The organism is Snodgrassella alvi, from assembly GCF_002777745.1.
GTDB classification, from domain to species: domain Bacteria; phylum Pseudomonadota; class Gammaproteobacteria; order Burkholderiales; family Neisseriaceae; genus Snodgrassella; species Snodgrassella alvi_D.
The window spans coordinates 313652-333881 of the sequence record NZ_MEIO01000055.1 but is presented as its reverse complement, the minus strand read 5'-3'; the positions used below and the strand labels follow the sequence as shown (position 1 = coordinate 333881).

The following is a 20230-nucleotide window of genomic DNA, read 5'->3' as shown; positions in this document are numbered from 1 at the left end:
ATTAAACTTTAATAATAAAAATTAGTCATATTAAGCATATATATAGTAAAATATATAATGCAAAAATTAAATTTATAGGTTTACTTGGATTAATTACATGCAGAAAGGAAAGTGCCCATCTAAAAGGCATATAAATAATAGCCCAATACCGCATTTTATAGCGTCATAGCTTATGCATCTACTTATGTCTGTAGAATTATTAATACTATCTTAATAAATAATACAACCAAAATTGTAGCTTCGTATCAAACATATTTACAACAATGACTAATAAAAAATGTCACAAGCTAGATTATTTAATTCTAAATTAATAACAGTTATAGGCATTTTTAATACACTAGCTAGCCATTATAAAAATTCTAAAGTAAAAGTTGGCACAGAATTCGCTATTCTTATTAGAATTAAATTAAATTTTTTTAATATCAATCGCATTACGCGATAAAGGATGGCCTACAATCATATATTCGCTGTACCTAATTGTTGGTTACTAGCAGTACCATATTTCGTTAAGCCTGTTTTAATTAGTAAATACCATCTTATAGGTAATTAACAATTTATTTTAAACAATAAACGATCAAAGTTTGACCTGTTTGCTTTAGTTCAAATAAACAAATCTTTTTATTGGCTGCAAATGTAGTTAATAGTAAATTAAAGACATAAAGTTATAAAAGACTTTATTGATCTGAAAATTAATTAAAACTATATATTCTCAAAAATAGATAAAGAAAGAGAACCTCTATGTTTACGTGGTATCGGGCAGTATCAAGAAATGAGAAAAAAACTTTTTGGGCATGTTTTAGTGGCTGGGCACTGGATGCCTTGGAAAATCAAATGTTCGGTTTGGTTATACCATCGCTGCTAGCCTATTTTGCCATCAGCAAAGGGCAGGCCGGATTACTTAGTAGTGCCACACTGGTTACCTCCGCCTTAGGAGGCTGGTTTGCCGGAGCACTTTCAGACCGGTATGGGCGCGTAAGAACATTGCAAATTATGATTATATGGTTTGCATTTTTTACATTTCTGGCAGCATTTGTAACCGATTACCACTGGCTGCTGGTATTAAAAGCCTTGCAAGGATTTGGCATTGGTGGAGAATGGGCTGCCGGAGCAGTACTCATGGCAGAAACCATTTCCACCCAGTATCGCGGAAAAGTAATGGCCATAGTGCAGAGTGCTTGGGCAGTAGGATGGGGGCTGGCAGTAATCCTGTTTTCTGTGACTTTCAGTCTGGCTCCGGAAAATATAGCTTGGCGCATAATGTTTGCCGTAGGCTTACTACCATCATTACTGATTTTTTATATACGCCGGCATGTTCAGGAACCAGAAAAACAAAACGAAGAAATACCGAAAACCGAAGATAAGCAACCCATAATCAGCGCACTGTTCGGTATTTTCTCCCCTTCACTGATTCGCACTACATTACTCGGTGGCTTACTGGGACTTGGGGCACATGGCGGCTATCACGCTATTATGTCATGGCTGCCCACCTACCTGAAAGAAGAACGCAACCTTTCAGTGCTCAATTCAAGTGTTTATCTCGCAGTGATTATTTTTGCCTTCTGGTGTGGCTGTATGGCCAGCTCAGTTCTGCTCGATAAAATTGGCAGACGCTTTAATGTTGCCTTATTTGCCATTTGCTGCGTTATCACCGTACGCATTTACCTCTTTGCCCCCTTAAACAACACCCAGATGCTTTTTCTAGGCTTTCCGCTGGGCTTTTTTGCCGCCGGCATACCTTCCAGCCTTGGTGCATTATTTAACGAACTTTATCCACAGCAGTATCGTGGTGCCGGCGTGGGCTTCTGTTATAACTTTGGTCGTATTTTATCCTCAATATTTCCATTTTTAGTAGGGCACATGAGTGCATCAATGTCTCTGGGATCAGCCATTGGTATCGATGCCAGCTGGGCTTACTCAATAGTGGTAATTAGCGTTTTGCTGCTACCAGAAACCAAAGGACGCGATTTAAAACAGATTAATCAGGCTGGACAGATATTTGATAAATAAAAGACTAGGGAAGAGAAATCAAATGAATCAAACGGCAATCGGTAGAATTGACAGCCATGCACATGTGTTCACTTTAGCTTTGCCAATGGTGGCTGGCCGGCGCTATACACCAGCACAAAGTGCGCCACTGGCAAATTATCTGGCTCATCTAGACGGCCTTGGCTGTACTCATGGAGTACTGATTCAGCCGAGCTTTCTGGGTTGTGATAATAGCTTTATGCTAAAGGCCATCGCACAAACCGTACCTCGTCTCAGAGGTGTAGCCTGTGTAGCCACCACAATCACCCTGCCCGAACTCGAAGCCATGGATAGAGCAGGCATCGTGGGCATACGCTTGAATATTATAGACGGCACACAACCTGACCTGCAATCGACCGCGTGGCAAAATCTGTTCGAAAAAATCAAAGCCCTCAACTGGCATGTAGAACTGCACTGCCACAGTAACAAACTTAACCCCGTGATTGCTACACTGCTCAAACACGAAATCCGCGTGGTAGTCGATCACTTTGGTCGGCCATCAGATAGTATACCTACCCGTGATTACGGTTTTCAGCAGCTACTAGAGTGGGGGCGTAGCGGATTAATTTGGTGCAAACTTTCCGCTGTATACCGGATGAATGCCACCACAGCAGAAGACCATAAATTTTTTGCCGCTGCCATACCCTTATTACTCGAAAATCTGGGCAGCCACCGCCTAATGTGGGGCAGCGACTGGCCACATACCCAGTATGAACAACAAATCAACCCAGTATATCTGGCTACCCAACTGAATATACTGCTACAGGATAAACAACTGGCACAAGCCTTATTATGGGATACACCAGCCAAACTGTTCAGATTTATCTAAAATATTGCCTAGCAGAAGTACAGATAACATTGCCTGACAGTGATTACAAAACGTATCGCCATTAATAATCTGCACCATAGGGTAAGCTGAATAGCTAAAGCCGGCAGCCAGCTTGCCGGCACTGCAAAGCGTATCCTGAAAAACTATCGTGCATAAGCAAATACCAGTATCCGGGTAAATAAGCAGACTGCTAATAGCTATAAATTAATAGCCAAAAATTTAGCGTTCAGAATCCCACACCTTGGCGCACAGAATATCGCAGCCGTGATAAAGCAAGTTAGCAACAATATAGCCAAGTAAAGTAAAAAAGAGTGATATCAACAAACCAGCCTGTAAATTTGCAGCTTCAAATACCGCAAACCTGCCTGTACAAAGCATCGCAATAAAGCCTTGTCATTCACTATCAATAATCAGCTCCGCTTCCTTAAACGGCACAGCTAAAGCTTATCTGAATAATGCCCACCAGCAAAAATACCAGCCGCTTAAAAGAAACGCACTCAAACAGGGGGACTGCCATTAACCCAGGAGCCAGCAGTTTAAATTCAATAACGAAACAGCTATTAACAACAGCCTCAAAAGCAGCAAAACCGGCTGCCCGACAGTGCCAATGATGACAATCCGCCTGATTATTCCAGGCATACATCAGAACAGACCCACAAACCGCCTTGCCGGCAGTTTATTGACTGAGATGAACAACGCAGTCAGTTGCAAGTAGTAACCAAATTTCCGATTCTGGGGGTATAAGTGCTACAACCACAAAAAGTAAGGAGTTTTGTGGTGCAGCATGAGTCAAAGCCATCAGCAAATTTTCTGCCGGATTCATGTATCACCAGCCTTTTCCAGCCTGCATACACTCAACTGGCCTATAAAACTATCACGTATCATTTAGATAAATGATATCAGTCAGATAGTTCAGTTAAGCCTGAATGAAGACGAAATTTCAATAGCATTTTTTATTAGTAATAAGTCTCGTATAGTGATTTCAAATCCTTTAACCATATCAAAACTGTCTATTAATTTTTGTTTTTTAACATCATTGAAATTGTATTTCCTAACATAATCGTCAACTGTCTCTTCATAAGAGAATTTTGAAGCTGGTCTGATAACATTTAAAAGCATACATTCTAAAAATTCTAAATAATAAGTATCGTTATCAGTATCATCAGGATAATGTGAATTAATATTTTCTAATACATTAGAAATAAAACTGCTTTTATTATCTCTATTCAGACTTTTATATAAATCTGGAAATTTTAATTTTAGTATATTCAATAAAAATAAAAACGTAACACAGTTATTTTTTAGAATATAAAAGTGAGTTCTGACGGCAATATTAAGAATATTGCAAAAAGCTTCTTGCTCTCTTAGTGTTAAATTATATAAACTAATAATATCTTTTAAAATTCTTATAAGAGGGTAATTGGAAAAAATGTTTCTATTTAAATATTTATCAAGTCCTAATTGTATAGATAAACTAACAATGTAATCAGATTCAACTGGGCTAGGTAGCAGATAATCAAAATCAATAAACCGGCCAGATACCCGTTAACATCCAGTCCCTGCCCATACACAGCCCTGATAGAATGGCCTAGCTGGGTTTTATCCGTAGCCAGTACAAAGACAATATTATCCACATTAAACAGATGTTTGGCTTTTTCCAGTACCTCAATAGCAAAATTAGGGCGGCAGCGATCCAGCTCATCAATAAAAATCACCAGTGGTTTCTTGTCATCATTACCGCAATAGCATTCAGCCAACCGGCTTAATGCCTGTTTGAACTCAAACAGTACCTGTTTAGATTTCTCATATTTTTCAATTTGATCTTTAGCCAAAGAAGCGCCCAGATTGGCAGTAAATTCAGCAATTTTATCTGCTTTAATGCGGCCACCTGAAATCAGGCTTCCAATGGCTGCAACAATCGGTAGCCACTCCTTGAGTGATGCATCCTTAGCCAGATACCCAATTTTATTTTTAAGGGTACTAAAAAGACCTTTGGCTTTTGATTTATTTTCACCAGATAGATTGTCAATCGCTAAACCAATTTCCCCAATCAACGCAATCAGCGCATCATCCGTGTAATCACTTTCCCATGCATTAAAATAAATAGTCGGGATATCCAGATTCTTCAGATATTGCTGCCACATCCTAATAAATGTGGTTTTACCCTGTCCCCAGCCAGCATCAATGCACAGCACAATCGATTGTTCATAGCTGGTAATAAATTGAGTCAGAATTTCAACATTGGCTTTTCTATTTAGCACATCGTTTTTAAACGGATCGGCGGCATCAATTGCCACTGGCTGACATTTCTTCAGTTTGTTGGGTTTACTCATAATCTGCTTATTCCCTCTATACTAAAAACTGTCCGGTAATCTCCGGTCATCCTGTTTCATCTAATTATTGTGCCATTATAATAGCTTATCCATTTAAAATGGCGGTTATACATGGCTGATTACAGAAAATTGGCAGAAAATATACCTATTAGCCAGATTTATAGCATCAACCCAAATACACAAACAGCAGCACCAGTACAAACCAAAAGCCAAAAAAATCAGCCACAGCGCATCATCACGGCACTTATTAACAAACTGATTTGTAATTAAATAAACAAGAAAAGTAAAGTATCGTCACCATCACCAATTTAGCCCCTGATTGCGCTATAAAGCAGACAGCCAGACTTGCTTTTATCCGCAATGGCCTTATGTGTAGCACAAACCGCCTACTGCGGTTTTAACTGTTTAAACCACAGTTATTTTTCTTGGGTTGAATTTATTTTCAGGTTACAAACGTATGAATGTCATTCAGTATCCCGGTAGCGTGTTTAAACTACATCAGCCATTTCCACCCGCCGGCGACCAGCCAGCGGCCATTCAGGGATTACTGGAAGGGCTGGAAGATGGACTGGCCAGCCAAACCCTGCTGGGCGTTACCGGCTCGGGCAAAACCTTTACCATGGCCAACGTCATCGCCCAGAGCGGCCGGCCGGCCATCATCATGGCGCATAACAAAACACTGGCCGCACAGCTATATGCCGAAATGCGCGAATTTTTCCCAGAAAACGCCGTAGAATATTTCGTATCCTACTACGACTACTACCAGCCAGAAGCCTACGTACCCAGCCGCGACCTGTTTATCGAAAAAGACTCAGCCATCAACGAACATATCGAACAGATGCGCCTGAGTGCCACCAAAAGCCTGATGCAGCGGCAGGACGTAGTTATCGTAGCCACCGTATCCGCAATTTACGGTATTGGCGATCCCAACGAATACCACCAGATGATCCTGCACCTCAAAGAAGGGCAGAAAATCGACCAGCGCGACATCATCGCCCGACTAGTAGCCATGCAATACGAACGCGGCGACATCGACTTTGCCCGTGGCTCCTTCCGCGTACGCGGCGATACAATTGACATCTTTCCCGCCGAAAGCTCCGAGCTGGCCTTACGAGTAAGCCTGTTTGACGACGAAGTCGACCGCATGCAGCTGTTTGACCCCATATCCGGCAGCCTGCAACAGCGCGTAGGGCGCTATACCGTATTCCCGTCCAGCCATTACGTTACCCCGCGTGATACCGTCTTACGCGCCTGTGAACACATCAAACAAGAGCTGGGTGAGCGCATCAGATGGTTTACCCACGAAGGGCGGCTGGTAGAAGCCCAGCGCATCGAACAACGCACCCGTTTCGATCTGGAAATGCTGTACGAAATGGGCTTTTGCAAAGGCATTGAAAACTATTCACGCCACTTTTCCGGCAAACCCGAGGGCGAACCACCACCCACCCTGATGGATTACCTGCCCAAAAACGCCCTAATGTTCATCGACGAAAGCCACGTTACCGTCAGCCAGATTGGCGGCATGTACAAAGGCGATGCCTCACGCAAACAAAACCTGGTAGATTATGGCTTCCGCCTGCCATCCGCTCGCGACAACCGCCCATTAAAATTCCATGAATTCGAGCGCGTAATGCCACAAACCATCTTCGTATCCGCCACTCCGGCCAAATACGAAGAAGAACATGCCGGCCAGATAGTCGAACAAGTAGTACGCCCCACCGGCCTTATCGACCCGGAAATCATCATCCGCCCCGTAGCCACACAAGTAGATGACCTACTGTCTGAAATCAACATCCGCCGCCAGAAAGGCGAGCGCGTACTAGTCACCACCCTGACCAAGCGCATGTCCGAACAGCTCACCGACTATTATGCCGAACTTGGCGTAAAAGTACGCTACCTGCACAGCGACATCGACACCGTAGAGCGCGTAGAAATCATACGCGACCTGCGTCTGGGGCTGTTTGACGTACTGGTAGGCATCAACTTACTGCGTGAAGGATTAGATATACCAGAAGTTTCACTCGTAGCCATACTCGATGCCGACAAAGAAGGCTTTCTGCGCAGCCATCGCAGCCTGATACAAACCATCGGCCGCGCCGCACGTAACGTAAACGGCAAAGCCATCCTGTATGCCGACAGAATCACCGACTCCATGAAAGCCGCCATCGACGAAACCGAGCGCCGCCGCGCCCGCCAGATAGCCTTCAATACCGAACACGGCATCGTACCGCAGCAAATCAAAAAACAAGTACGCGACCTCATCGATGGCGTTTATCACGACGAAAACAGCAGCAAAGGCCGTGGCCGAAGCAAACTCAAAGTAGGCGAAATTCACAACGAAGACGATGCCGTTAAAGAAATCGCCAAACTCGAAAAAGCCATGCAGGCTGCCGCGCGCGATTTACAATTTGAAGAAGCTGCCCAGATTCGCGACAAAATCCGCGCCATCAAAGAAAACCTGCTGTTTGGAGCCAGCGACACCTAAACCACCAGCGTAGCTACCCGCAAGCATCTGCCAGAGCATCTTGCCGGTAGCCAGAACAGACCAGCCAACCTAGGACACATACCATGCAGCACCAGCCAGCACACCAGCCATCCGCATTAGCCCGGGTGCTCACAGTTATCCTGCAAACCATCACCAGCATAATCATAGCCAGCGCATTCTACAGCATACTGTTTTACTGTAATGACAGCAGCAGCCTGCATTTCATCCATACCAGCATACACAGCAGCGCCGACATCAAATATACATTACTCATCGAAATGCTGATACTGGTATACACATCTTATGCAGCCTTTATCCCCTCATTACTGGCCGCCATATGTGCCAGCTGCATAATCAACAACCATCCCCGTTATCGCATCACCATCGGCGCAGCCATCGTCGCACTGCTATGCACACTTCTGCAACACTTCCTGTGCAGATGGCCGCTAGACTGGATACCACTGCTACTTATCACACTGGCTGCCGCCCTCAGCGCCCTGTATTTTTCTCGGCCGAAACCACCGGCACAGAAACACTAGTTGTCATATCACAACACCGGCTACTGACCATACAGCCCGCCTCACATCAACACCGCCAGACAAATTATTGTAACCACAGCAATAAATTAAATACTGGCAGAGCCGGTACAATCACCCGCAGTTATCATAAAATAGCATCGTCATGTGGTTGAAAAAACAATTACATTAATAATCAATTAGCTAAATACCATAAAAACATAACATCCCCGTGTAGCCCCCAAATTACTATTGCTGCCGGCAAACAAAAGTGCTTAAATTAAGGTCTGATTATTGTCAATGATTTAAGTCAAAAATACATAAATCACACCAACATTGAATGCTCCTTGTGCGAACTACCACATAAACATTTACTCAGCACAGCCTGAAGAGAAGAGAGAAGAGTTTGCCTTATGAAAAACACCAACAGCGATAGTTCAGCAGACGTAGTACTAATCGGCGCCGGCATAATGAGCGCAACACTGGGGACATTTCTCAAAGAATTACAGCCAGACTGGCAGATCAGCATCTATGAACGTCTTGCCGACGTTGCTACCGAAAGCTCCGATGCATGGAACAACGCCGGCACCGGCCACTCAGCCCTGTGCGAACTCAACTACACACCAGAATTAAAAGACGGCACCATCGAAGTATCCAAAGCCATCAAAATAATCGAACAATTCGAATTGTCCAAACAATTCTGGGCATCACTTGTCGATGCCGGCTTAATTGCCGATCCCGGCGAATTTATCCGCAGCGTACCCCACATGAGCCTGGTATGCGGAGAAGCAGACGTAGCCTTCTTGCGCAAACGTTTCGCAGCACTACAGCAATACCGCCTGTTTCAAGACATGCTCTATAGCGAAGACAAAGAGCAGATTAGCCAGTGGATACCCCTCATGATGCAGGGACGGAACAACCACGAACCCGTTGCCGTCACATGGTCAGACCTTGGCACCGATGTTAACTATGGCGCCTTAAGCCGCATCCTCATTAACAACCTCACCAGCCACGGCTGCCAGCTGCATCTGCAACATGAAATAATCGACCTCAGACAGCAGAACGGCCGCTGGCACCTCCACATCAGAGACCTTACAAACGGCACCCATCAGCAAGTATCAGCCCGCTTCGTCTTTATCGGTGCCGGAGGCGGCTCCCTGCACCTATTACAAAAAAGCCGTATCGAAGTCAGCAAAGGCTATGGCGGCTTTCCCGTATCCGGCCAGTGGCTGGTGTGTAAAAATCCCGACATCGTCAGCCAGCATAACGCCAAAGTTTATGGCAAAGCTTCAGTCGGCGCACCACCCATGAGCGTGCCCCATCTCGACAAACGAGTCATCAACGGCGAAGAAGCCTTACTCTTTGGTCCCTTTGCCGGTTTTACCACCAAATTTCTCAAACGCGGTTCCTTTCAAGACTTATTCAAAACCCTGAACCTTGCCAACATCCGCCCCATGCTCACCGTAGGCGTACACAACTTTGCCCTTGAACATTACCTCATTCAGCAGGTTAGATTAAGCTTTGCCGACCGCATGAAAGAATTGCGTACCTTCTATCCCGAGGCACGCGATCAGGACTGGCATCTGGCCGTTGCCGGCAATCGCGTACAAGTAATCAAAAAAGACCCACAAAAAGGCGGCGTACTGCAATTTGGTACCGAGCTCGTAAAATCCACCGATGGCACACTGGCAGCATTATTAGGCGCCTCCCCCGGAGCCTCCACCTCCGTATCCATCATGCTTGAGCTGCTCGAACACTGCTTTCCCGGCAAAGTTAGCAACGAATGGGCACCAACACTGCACAAATGGATACCCAGCTACGGCCAGAAGCTCGAACACAACCCCGCACTCGTACAACATATTCGCGACTGGACTGCCAAATCCCTTCGTTTACACACCCCGAAGCACACCAATAACCAATAAACACACACATCAATCAGCAACATTGCCACAAATTACCTACCAAATTCCTGCCGAATTTGGTTTTTTTATTTTCGCCACAAATATCACCAACACCAGCCATAAACAACACCAGCCCAGCAAACATAACCCCGTACTACCATATTCACCCAGCACAACATCTTAAAAAATAAACATAAATTTTAAAAATGTAAAAAAACTTGCCATAACTACAAAATCTCTTTATATTAACCCTGTTAAATAACATAGACTTACAAAGTTGTATTTATAACTATAATCCGTAGCACATAACGCCACTGTATCTTCACAGATACAGTGGCGTTATCCTTACAATACATCATTCCCAGCTTCTCTACACCATTTCAACACCATCACCACCACAAAAATCCAGCCCCCCCATAGCCAAACAGCAGCATACCAAAACCACATAAATAAAAAAATATTCCAGAATCATCAAAAACCAAAATAGAGCAACATAATATTAACTAAAGCAAAAAATCAGCATAATAATGCCCTAGCATTAACAGCATTCGTGTAAATATACCAAAATAAACAGCCTTCAAAACCAAAAATACAAAATCACCAATACCAGCAAATAGCAAAACCCACTAGCTACTACAGCCGTACCAGATTCATTACCTGTTTCTAGCGATAAATACGCAATATCCTGCCGCAAAGCAGCCAATTTCCGCAGTAAAATATCCACATCAACACAGCCACAGCATTACAGCTAGCTATTAGCTAAATTTTTGATATAAATCATAAAAACCCGAAACAGCACCGCAATCAGGCAATAAAAGCAAAGGCGAACAGAATTAACCTCAAAGTTAACCACACACTTCCAGCCCCAAATACGCAATATCCTGCCGTAAAGCGGCCGGTTTCCGCAGCAAAATACCTGTATCAATATAGCCAGCAATATAAAATATCCACATCAACACAGCCGCGGCATTACAGCTAGCTATCAGATAAATTTCTGATATAAATCATAAAAATCTGCAACAACCCTGCAATCAGGCAGCAAAGGCAAAGGCGAACATAGTTAACCTCAAAGTTAACCACACACTTCCAGCCCCAAATACGCAATATCCTGCTGCAAAGCAGCCGGTTTCCGCAGCAAAAAATCTGTATCAACATACTCAGCCATATAAAATATCCATATCAACACGGCCGCGGCAGCATAGCCAATAATTGGGTAAAATATTGATATATGTTATGAAAAACCATAACAAAGCGGCAAGCAGGTTGTAATACAAAAGTTAATCAGCCAAACCAGAAACTAACAATCACCCCATTACAAAAACATCATAGCGAGAATTAAATGACTGGGAAAAAAGCAGCTACCACAAGCACAGTTATCCGGCGGGCAATATTTATCCTGTCAGCCGCTGCCATCACCTCATGTAGCAGCTTTGAACCATTTGTAGGTGTAACCTCTGGCAAAAACAAATCCTATGCCGCGCCGGTAGAAGCAGTCGAATACAACTATGAAAATATGGCTGGTGGCAGTATTAATGGTGGCTGTATTCCCGGTACTAATGGCGTGGATGATTACGAAGTAGGTAAAAAACGCTATGGCGGTGGTTCCACCTGTGGCGCTGCCCATCTGCCAGCCAAATGGAAGCCGGGCATGACTGCGCGGATTTACTGGAAAGTCTATCCTTATCCTGGTTGGCATGCTAGGGTATTAAATGTTCCTGGGTTAGTTAGGGATAGAAATGAATTAGCTGCAATTGACCAGTATGATGAAAACTATTCAGCAGAAATTCCTTTACCACCGCCACCAGCATTTGCCGGTGATGATTTTGGCAAAGTAAGAAATATTACCGTCCATTTTCTGGCTTGTAATCAGATTTTTATTGATTATGGTACCAGACAAGAAAATGCACCCGAAATAGTGAAAAAGCAATTTGAACTATTTGCCAAAAGCCAGAAACTCTGCACCCCGCGCCCGTCTATAAAATCGATGGCAGATTACCGGCGTAATAAAGCTAAGCTGGATGCGATTAAAGCAGAGCGGCAAAATATCCCGCAGGTAATCCTGCCTGAATATATTCAGGAATTAGAGCGGCAAGGCAAATTGCCAGTACCAGGTAAATAAACCTAAGCTCATACCCAACACAGCCGCCTACATTTTCGCGGCGGCTGATTCGCCTGTATCAGCAGATATGCTCCCTATAATATAGCTCTGGCTATCAGACTTCAGTCCCAAATACGCAATATCCTGCCGTAAAGCAGCTAGTTTCCGCAGTAAAATATCTATATCAACACAGCCGCGGCATTACAGCTAGCTATTAGCTAAATTTTTGATATAAATCATAAAAATCTGCAACAGCACCGCAATCAGGCAGCAAAGGCAAAGGCGAACAGAGTTAACCTGAAAGTTAACCACTTATTCACAGCCCCAAATACGCAATATCCTGCCGTAAAGCGGTCGGTTTCCGCAGCAAAAAATCTGTATCAACATACTTAGCCATATAAAATACCCATATCAATACAGCCGCGGCAGTATAGCCAATAATTGGGTAAAATATTGATATATGTTATGAAAATCCATAACAAAGTGGCAAGCAGGTTATAAAATAAAAGTTAACCAGCCAAACCAGAAACTAATAATCACCCCATTACAAAAACACCATAGCGAGAATTAAATGACTGGGAAAAAAGCAGCTACCACAAGCACAATTATCCGGCGGGCAATATTTATCCTGTCAGCAGCAGCCATCACCTCATGCAGCAGCTTTGAACCATTTGTAGGTGTAACCTCTGGTAAAAACAAATCCTATGCCGCTCCGGTAGAAGCATTGAATTACACAATTGAGACTGTGCATGATGGCAGCATTAATGGCGGTTGTATCCCTAACACATCAGGGGTAGAAGATAATGAAATAGGTAGGCAACGTTTTGGTGGAGGTTCTACCTGTGGTGCCGCCCATCTGCCAGCCAAATGGAAGCTGGGTATGACTGCGCGAATTTATTGGACAGATCTGCCTTATCCAGATTGGCGACCAAAAGTATTAAATAAGCCCGGATTGGTTTTTGATGAGAATGAATATCAAACCATAATGCAGTATACTGAAAATCATTCAGCGGAAATTCCTTTACCACCGCCGCCAGTATCTATGGGCGATGATTTTGGCAAGGTAAGTAATATCACCGTCCATTTTCTGGCGTGTAATCAGATTTTTATTGATTATGGCACTATGGAAGATGAGTCTCGTGAGGTAGTAAAAAAACAGTTTGCTCTATTTGCTAAAAGCCAGAAACTCTGCACCCCGCGCCCGTCTATAAAATCGATGGCGGATTACCGGCGCAATAAAGCCAGGCTCGATGCGATTAAAGAGGAACGGCAAAATATTCCGCAGGTAATACTGCCTGAGTATATTCAGGAATTAGAGCAGCAAGGCAAATTGCCAGTGCCAGGCAAATAAACCTAAGCCCATGCCCGACACAGCCGCCAGCATTTCCTTGGCGGCTGATTCGACTGTATCAACACAGCCGCGGCATTACAGCTAGCTATTAAATAAATTTTTGATATAAATCATAAAAATCTGCAACAGCACTGCAATCAGGCAGCAAAGGCAAAGGCAAACAGAGTTAACCTAAAAGTTAACCACTTATTCACAGCCCTAAATACGCAATATCCTGCCGCCAAGCAGCCGGTATCCGCAGCAAAATATCTGTATCAACATGCTTAACCATATAATATATCCATATCAATACAGTCGCGGCAGTATAGCCAATAATTGGGTAAAATATTGATATATGTTATGAAAATCCATAACAAAGCGGCAAGCAGGTTGTAAGATAAAAGTTAACTGTCCAGATTCGAGACTAACAAGCACCTCATTACAAAAACACCATAGCGAGAATTAAATGACTGGGAAAAAAGCAGCTATCACCAGCACAATTATCCGGCGGGCAATACTGATACTGTCAGCAGCAGCCATCACCTCATGTAGCAGCTTTGAACCATTTGTAGGCGTAACCTCTGGTAAAAACAAATCCTATGCGGCGCCGGTAGAAGCCCTCGAATACAACTATGAAAATATCTCTGGTGGTTCGATTAATGGTGGCTGTATTCCCAATACACCCGGTGTAGATGATTACGAAGTAGGTAAAAAACGCTATGGTGGTGGCTCCACCTGTGGCGCTGCCCATCTGCCCGCCAGATGGAAGCCGGGCATGACTGTGCGTGTTTATTGGCGGGTTTTACCTTATCCGGGCTGGCATGCCAGAGTATTAAATTTACCGGGAGTTAATTTTGATGAGAATGAGCGAGCAATTATTCAGCAATATAGTGAGAATCATTCAGCAGAAATTCCTTTACCACCACCACCACCATCTGCCGGTGATGATTTTGGCAAAGTAGCAAATATCACTGTCCATTTTCTGGCGTGTAATCAGCTATATATTACTTATGGCACAGTAGAAGAGGGTAAAAATACCCCCATGCATTACAAGCTATTTGCCAAAAGCCAGAAACTCTGTACCCCGCGCCCGTCTATAAAATCGATGGCGGATTACCGGCGCAATAAAGCCAAGCTCGATGCGATTAAAGCAGAGCGGCAAAATATCCCGCAGGTAATCCTGCCTGAGTATATTCAGGAATTAGAGCAGCAAGGTAAATTGCCAGTGCCAGGCAAATAAACCTAAGCCCATGCCCGACACAGCCGCCTACATTTTCGCGGCGGCTGATTCGCCTGTATCAGCAGATATGCTCCCTATAATATAGCTCTGGCTATCAGACTTCAGTCCCAAATACGCAATATCCTGCCGTAAAGCAGCTAGTTTCCGCAGTAAAATATCTATATCAACACAGCCGCGGCATTACAGCTAGCTATTAGCTAAATTTTTGATATAAATCATAAAAATCTGCAACAGCACCGCAATCAGGCAGCAAAGACAAAGGCGAACAGAGTTAACCTGAAAGTTAACCACTTATTCACAGCCCTAAATACGCAATATCCTGCCGCAAAGCAGCCGGTTTCCGCAGTAAAATATCTGTATCAATATAGCCAGCAATATAAAATATCCATATCAATACAGCCGCGGCAGTATAGCTAATAATTGGGTAAAATATTGATATATGTTATGAAAATCCATAACAAAGCGGCAAGCAGGTTGTAAGGCAAAAGTTAACCAGCCAAACCCGAGACTAACAATCACCTTATTACAAAAACACCATAGCGAGAATTAAATGACTGGGAAAAAAGCAGCTACCACAAGCACAATTATCCGGCGGGCAATACTGCTACTGTCAGCCGCCGCCATCACCTCATGTAGCAGCTTTGAACCATTTGTAGGTGTAACTTCTGGTAAAAACAAATCCTATGCGGCACCGGTAGAAGCCCTTGAATACAACTATGAAAATATCTCTGGTGGCAGCATTAATGGTGGCTGTATTCCAAAAACACCGGGTGTGGATGATTATGAAGTGGGTAAAAAACGCTATGGCGGAGGCGGCTCCTGTGGCGCCGCCTATCTGCCAGCCAAATGGAAGCCGGGTATGACTGCGCGTGTTTATTGGAAAGTTTTTCCTTATCCGGGCTGGCGTGCACGAGGCTTAAACTTGCCGGGAGTTGTTATAGATCGTAAAGAATCGGTTATTATTGATCAATATGATGAAAACTATTCAGCAGAAATTCCTTTACCGCCGCCGCCAGCATTTGCCGGTGATGATTTTGGCAAAGTAAGAAATATTACCGTCCATTTTCTGGCGTGTAATCAGATTTTTATTGATTATGGTACCAGACAAGAAAATGCACCCGAAATAGTGAAAAAGCAATTTGAACTATTTGCCAAAAGCCAGAAACTCTGCACCCCGCGCCCCTCTATAAAATCCATGGCAGATTATCGGCGCAATAAGGCCAAGCTGGATGCAATTAAAGCAGAGCGGCAGAATATCCCGCAGGTGATATTACCTGAGTATATTCAGGAATTAGAGCGGCAAGGCAAATTGCCAGTGCCAGGCAAATAAGCCTAAGCCCATACCCAACACAGCCGCCTACATTTTCGCGGCGGCTGATTCGCCTGTATCAGCAGATATGCACCGATAATATAGCTCCGGCTATCAGACTTCAGCCCCAAATACGCAATATCCTGCCGTAAAGCGGTCGGTTTCCGCAGCAAAATACCTGTATCAACACAGCCGCGGCATTACAGCTAGCTATTAAATAAATTTTTGATATAAATCATAAAAATCTGCAACAGCACTGCAATCAGGCAGCAAAGGCAAAGGCGAACAGAATTAACCTCAAAGTTAACCACTTATTCACAGCCCTAAATACGCAATATCCTGCTGCAAAGCAGCCGGTTTCCGCAGCAAAATACCTGTATCAACATGCTTAACCATATAAAATACCCACTTCAACACAGCCGCGGCATTACAGCTAGCTATCAGATAAATTTTTGATATAAATCATAAAAACCTGCAACAACCCTGCAATCAGGCAGCAAAAGCAAAGGCGAACAGAGTTAACCTGAAAGTTAACCACTTATTCACAGCCCCAAATACGCAATATCCTGCTGCAAAGCAGCCGGTATCCGCAGCAAAATATCTGTATCAACATGCTTAACCATATAATATATCCATATCAACACGGCCGCGGCAGTATAGCCAATAATTGGGTAAAATATTGATATATGTTATGAAAATCCATAACAAAGCGGCAAGCAGGTTGTAAGACAAAAGTTAATCAGCCAAACCAGAAACTAACAATCATCCCATTACAAAAACACCATAGCGAGAATTAAATGACTGGGAAAAAAGCAGCTACCACAAGCACAATTATCCGGCGGGCAATATTTATCCTGTCAGCAGCAGCCATCACCTCATGTAGCAGCTTTGAACCATTTGTAGGTGTAATCTCTGGCAAAAACAAATCCTATGCCGCGCCGGTAGAAGCCCTCGAATACAATTATGAAAATATGTCAGGTGGCGGCATTAATGGTGGCTGTATTCCAAAAACACCCGGTGTGGATGATTATGAAGTAGGTAAAAAACGCTATGGTGGCGGTTCTACCTGTGGTGCCGCCCATCTGCCCGCCAGATGGAAGCCGGGCATGACTGCGCGAGTTTATTGGCGGGTTTTACCTTATCCGGGCTGGCATGCCAGAGGCTTAAATGTGCCCGGTATGGTTAGAGATCCTAATGAAGTGAATATTATCAGACAGTATCATGAAAACTATTCAGCGGAGATTCCTTTACCGCCACCACCGCCATCTGCCGGCGATGATTTTGGCAAAGTAAGAAATATCACTGTTCATTTTCTGGCGTGTAATCAGCTATATATTACTTATGGCACAGTAGAGGAGGGTAAAAATACTCCCATGCATTACAAGCTATTTGCCAAAAGCCAGAAACTCTGCACCCCGCGCCCGTCTATAAAATCGATGGCGGATTACCGGCGCAATAAAGCTAAGCTGGATGCGATTAAAGCAGAGCGGCAAAATATCCCGCAGGTAATACTGCCTGAATATATTCAGGAATTAGAGCAGCAAGGTAAATTGCCAGTACCAGGCAAATAAACCTAAGCTCACACCCAACACAGCCGCCTACATTTTCGCGGCGGCTGATTCGCCTGTATCAGCAGATATGCACTTTAGAATAGACTAAATTGCTGCTATACATTATTAAAACCTGCAACAGCACTGCAACCAAGCAGCAAAAGCAAAGGCAGATAGAGTTAACCTCAAAGTTAACCACACACTTCCAGCCCCAAATACGCAATATCCTGCCGTAAAGCGGCCGGTTTCCGCAGCAATATATCTGTATCAACACAGCCGCGGCATTACAGCTAGCTATTAGATAAATTTTTGATATAAATCATAAAAATCTGCAACAGCACTGCAATCAGGCAGTAAAAGCAAAGGCGAACAGAGTTAACTCCAAAGTTAACCACACACTTCCAGCCCTAAATACGCAATATCCTGCTGCAAAGCGACCGGTTTCCGCAGCAAAATATCTGTATCAATATAGCCAGCAATATAAAATATCCATATCAACACAGCCGCGGCAGTATAGCTAATAATTGAGTAAAATATTGATATATGTTATGAAAAACCATAACAAAGCGGCAAGCAGGTTGTAAGACAAAAGTTAACCAGCCAAACCCGAGACTAACAATCACCTCATTACAAAAACACCATAGCGAGAATTAAATGACTGGGAAAAAAGCAGCTACCACAAGCACAATTATCCGGCGGGCAATACTGATACTGTCAGCCGCCGCCATCACCTCATGTAGCAGCTTTGAACCATTTGTGGGTGTAACCTCTGGTAAAAACAAATCCTATGCGGCGCCGGTAGAAGCCCTCGAATACAACTATGAAAATATGTCGGGTGGCGGCATTAATGGCGGCTGTATTCCAAAAACACCGGGTGTGGATGATTATGAGGTAGGTAAAAAACGCTATGGTGGTGGCTCCACCTGTGGCGCTGCCTATCTGCCCGCCAAATGGAAGCTGGGTATGACTGCACGAGTTTATTGGCGGGTTTTACCTTATCCGGGCTGGCATGCCAGAGTATTAAATTTACCGGGAGTTAATTTTGATGAGAATGAGCGAGCAATTATTCAGCAATATAGTGAGAATCATTCAGCAGAAATCCCTTTACCGCCACCACCAGCATTTGCCGGTGATGATTTTGGCAAGGTAAGAAATATCACAGTTCATTTTCTGGCGTGTAATCAGATTTTTATTGATTATGGTACCAGACAAGAAAATGCACCCGAAATAGTGAAAAAGCAATTTGAACTATTTGCCAAAAGCCAGAAACTCTGCACCCCGCGCCCGTCTATAAAATCAATGGCGGATTACCGGCGCAATAAAGCCAAGCTCGATGCAATTAAGGCAGAACGGCAAAATATCCCGCAGGTAATACTGCCTGAATATATTCAGGAATTAGAGCGGCAAGGCAAATTGCCAGTGCCAGGCAAATAAGCCTAAGCCCATGCCCGACACAGCCGCCAGCATTTCCTTGGCGGCTGATTCGCCTGTATCAGCAGATATGCACTTTAGAATAGGCTAAATTGTTGCTATATATTATTAAAACCTGCAACAACCCTGCAATCAGGCAGCAAAAGCAAAGATAGATAGAGTTAACTCCAAAGTTAACCACTTACTTCCAGCCCCAAATACGCAATATCCTGCCGTAAAGCAGCTAGTTTCCGCAGTAAAATATCTATATCAACACAGCCGCGGTATTACAGCTAGCTATTAGCTAAATTTCTGATATAAATCATAAAAACCTGCAACAACCCTGCAATCAGGCAGCAAAAGCAAAGGCGAACAGAGTTAACTCCAAAGTTAACCACTTACTTCCAGCCCCAAATACGCAATATCCTGCCGCAAAGCAGCCAATTTCCGCAGTAAAATACCTGTATCAACACAGCCGCAGCATTACAGCTAGCTATTAGCTAAATTTCTGATATAAATCATAAAAATCTGCAACAGCACTGCAATCAGGCAGCAAAAGCAAAGGCGAACAGAGTTAACCTGAAAGTTAACCACACACTTGCAGCTCCAAATACGCAATATCCTGCTGTAAAGCAGCCGGCATCCGCAGCAAAATATCTGTATCAGCATACTTAGCCATATAAACTACCCATATCAACATAGCCGCTTGTTTTTAATATGGCGGCTAACACCACTATCTAATAGGCAATGGTTTGGCAAAGTAAGTAATATTGGCGTCCATTTTCTGGCATGTAATCAGATATTTATTGATTATGCTGCCAAGCAGGAAAAGGCGCCCGAAATAGTGAAAAAGCAATGTGAACTATTTGCCCCAAGCCAGAAACGCTGCACTCCGCGCCCGTCTGTAACACCCGTGGCAGAGTATCGGCGCTATAAAAACAAGCTGAATGCGATTAACAACAGTATGAAAATAAATATTGCCTGAATATATTCATGAATTGCAGCAGCAAGGTTAACTGCCGGCACTTTTTAAGTAAACTTTTATTTAATTTTATTATTTGCAGCCATAATCAGCTTATATATAGACAGCTTTACCATTAAAACCACAATAAATTTACGCTTGCGCGGCTGTTATCAGACAGGTTTAAGCAATAATATGCCATAAAATAATAATAACATATAACAAAATGCTAAAAATACCAAGC

Annotated in this window: 16 protein-coding genes; 13 read left to right on the top strand and 3 right to left on the bottom strand. The window is 43.6% G+C overall.

What is annotated here, in order from left to right:
* The first annotated feature begins 738 nt into the window (after nt 1-738).
* Both BHC51_RS09905 and BHC51_RS09900 read left to right on the top strand, forming a co-directional pair.
* The gene (locus BHC51_RS09905; RefSeq protein ID WP_100115384.1) at nt 739-2007 is read left to right on the top strand and encodes an MFS transporter; all 1269 of its coding nucleotides are present in this window, start codon (nt 739-741) and stop codon (nt 2005-2007) included.
* Between the two features lie 22 nt (nt 2008-2029).
* Nucleotides 2030-2854 (top strand): amidohydrolase family protein, encoded by an 825-nt coding sequence (locus tag BHC51_RS09900; protein WP_100153908.1) that lies wholly within the window; start codon nt 2030-2032, stop codon nt 2852-2854.
* Nucleotides 2855-3530: 676 nt separating this feature from the next.
* Here the strand turns inward: BHC51_RS09900 and BHC51_RS12820 are convergent.
* The 3 genes from BHC51_RS12820 to BHC51_RS09885 all read right to left on the bottom strand — a co-directional run bounded on the left by BHC51_RS12820 (nt 3531) and on the right by BHC51_RS09885 (nt 5187).
* The gene (locus BHC51_RS12820) at nt 3531-3677 is read right to left on the bottom strand and encodes a hypothetical protein (protein WP_180296482.1); all 147 of its coding nucleotides are present in this window, start codon (nt 3675-3677) and stop codon (nt 3531-3533) included.
* Nucleotides 3678-3766: 89 nt separating this feature from the next.
* Nucleotides 3767-4126: a hypothetical protein gene (locus BHC51_RS12485; RefSeq protein ID WP_143558829.1), complete on the bottom strand. Its 360-nt coding sequence runs from the start codon at nt 4124-4126 to the stop codon at nt 3767-3769.
* A 185-nt stretch (nt 4127-4311) separates the two neighbouring features.
* A complete protein-coding gene (locus tag BHC51_RS09885; RefSeq protein ID WP_100153905.1) occupies nt 4312-5187 on the bottom strand; it encodes a KAP family P-loop NTPase fold protein in 876 nt (291 codons plus the stop codon).
* 111 nt (nt 5188-5298) lie between these two features.
* On the opposite strand from BHC51_RS09885, the gene BHC51_RS12815 reads away from it, so the two are divergent.
* From BHC51_RS12815 to BHC51_RS09835, 11 genes are all read left to right on the top strand, one after another.
* Complete coding sequence (locus tag BHC51_RS12815) at nt 5299-5457, top strand: hypothetical protein (RefSeq protein ID WP_180296481.1); 159 nt, start codon at nt 5299-5301, stop codon at nt 5455-5457.
* A 187-nt stretch (nt 5458-5644) separates the two neighbouring features.
* Nucleotides 5645-7672: an excinuclease ABC subunit UvrB gene (uvrB, locus tag BHC51_RS09880; RefSeq protein ID WP_100124054.1), complete on the top strand. Its 2028-nt coding sequence runs from the start codon at nt 5645-5647 to the stop codon at nt 7670-7672.
* Nucleotides 7673-7755: 83 nt separating this feature from the next.
* Nucleotides 7756-8211 (top strand): hypothetical protein, encoded by a 456-nt coding sequence (locus tag BHC51_RS09875; protein ID WP_100098968.1) that lies wholly within the window; start codon nt 7756-7758, stop codon nt 8209-8211.
* A gap of 389 nt (nt 8212-8600) precedes the next feature.
* Nucleotides 8601-10109 (top strand): malate dehydrogenase (quinone), encoded by a 1509-nt coding sequence (mqo, locus tag BHC51_RS09870; protein ID WP_100153904.1) that lies wholly within the window; start codon nt 8601-8603, stop codon nt 10107-10109.
* A gap of 1318 nt (nt 10110-11427) precedes the next feature.
* Entirely contained in the window at nt 11428-12207 is a 780-nt protein-coding gene (locus BHC51_RS09865) for a DUF3304 domain-containing protein (protein ID WP_100153903.1), read from the top strand.
* Nucleotides 12208-12757: 550 nt separating this feature from the next.
* A complete protein-coding gene (locus BHC51_RS09860) occupies nt 12758-13537 on the top strand; it encodes a DUF3304 domain-containing protein (protein ID WP_100153902.1) in 780 nt (259 codons plus the stop codon).
* A gap of 445 nt (nt 13538-13982) precedes the next feature.
* Complete coding sequence (locus BHC51_RS09855; protein WP_100153901.1) at nt 13983-14756, top strand: DUF3304 domain-containing protein; 774 nt, start codon at nt 13983-13985, stop codon at nt 14754-14756.
* 550 nt (nt 14757-15306) lie between these two features.
* Entirely contained in the window at nt 15307-16086 is a 780-nt protein-coding gene (locus tag BHC51_RS09850) for a DUF3304 domain-containing protein (RefSeq protein ID WP_100153900.1), read from the top strand.
* Between the two features lie 776 nt (nt 16087-16862).
* On the top strand, nt 16863-17636 hold the full coding sequence (locus BHC51_RS09845; RefSeq protein ID WP_100153899.1) for a DUF3304 domain-containing protein: 774 nt from the start codon (nt 16863-16865) through the stop codon (nt 17634-17636).
* A 633-nt stretch (nt 17637-18269) separates the two neighbouring features.
* On the top strand, nt 18270-19049 hold the full coding sequence (locus BHC51_RS09840) for a DUF3304 domain-containing protein (RefSeq protein ID WP_100153898.1): 780 nt from the start codon (nt 18270-18272) through the stop codon (nt 19047-19049).
* A gap of 682 nt (nt 19050-19731) precedes the next feature.
* Nucleotides 19732-20010, top strand: a complete 279-nt coding sequence (locus BHC51_RS09835) for a hypothetical protein (RefSeq protein WP_100153897.1) — start codon at nt 19732-19734, stop codon at nt 20008-20010.
* The last annotated feature ends 220 nt before the right edge of the window (nt 20011-20230 follow it).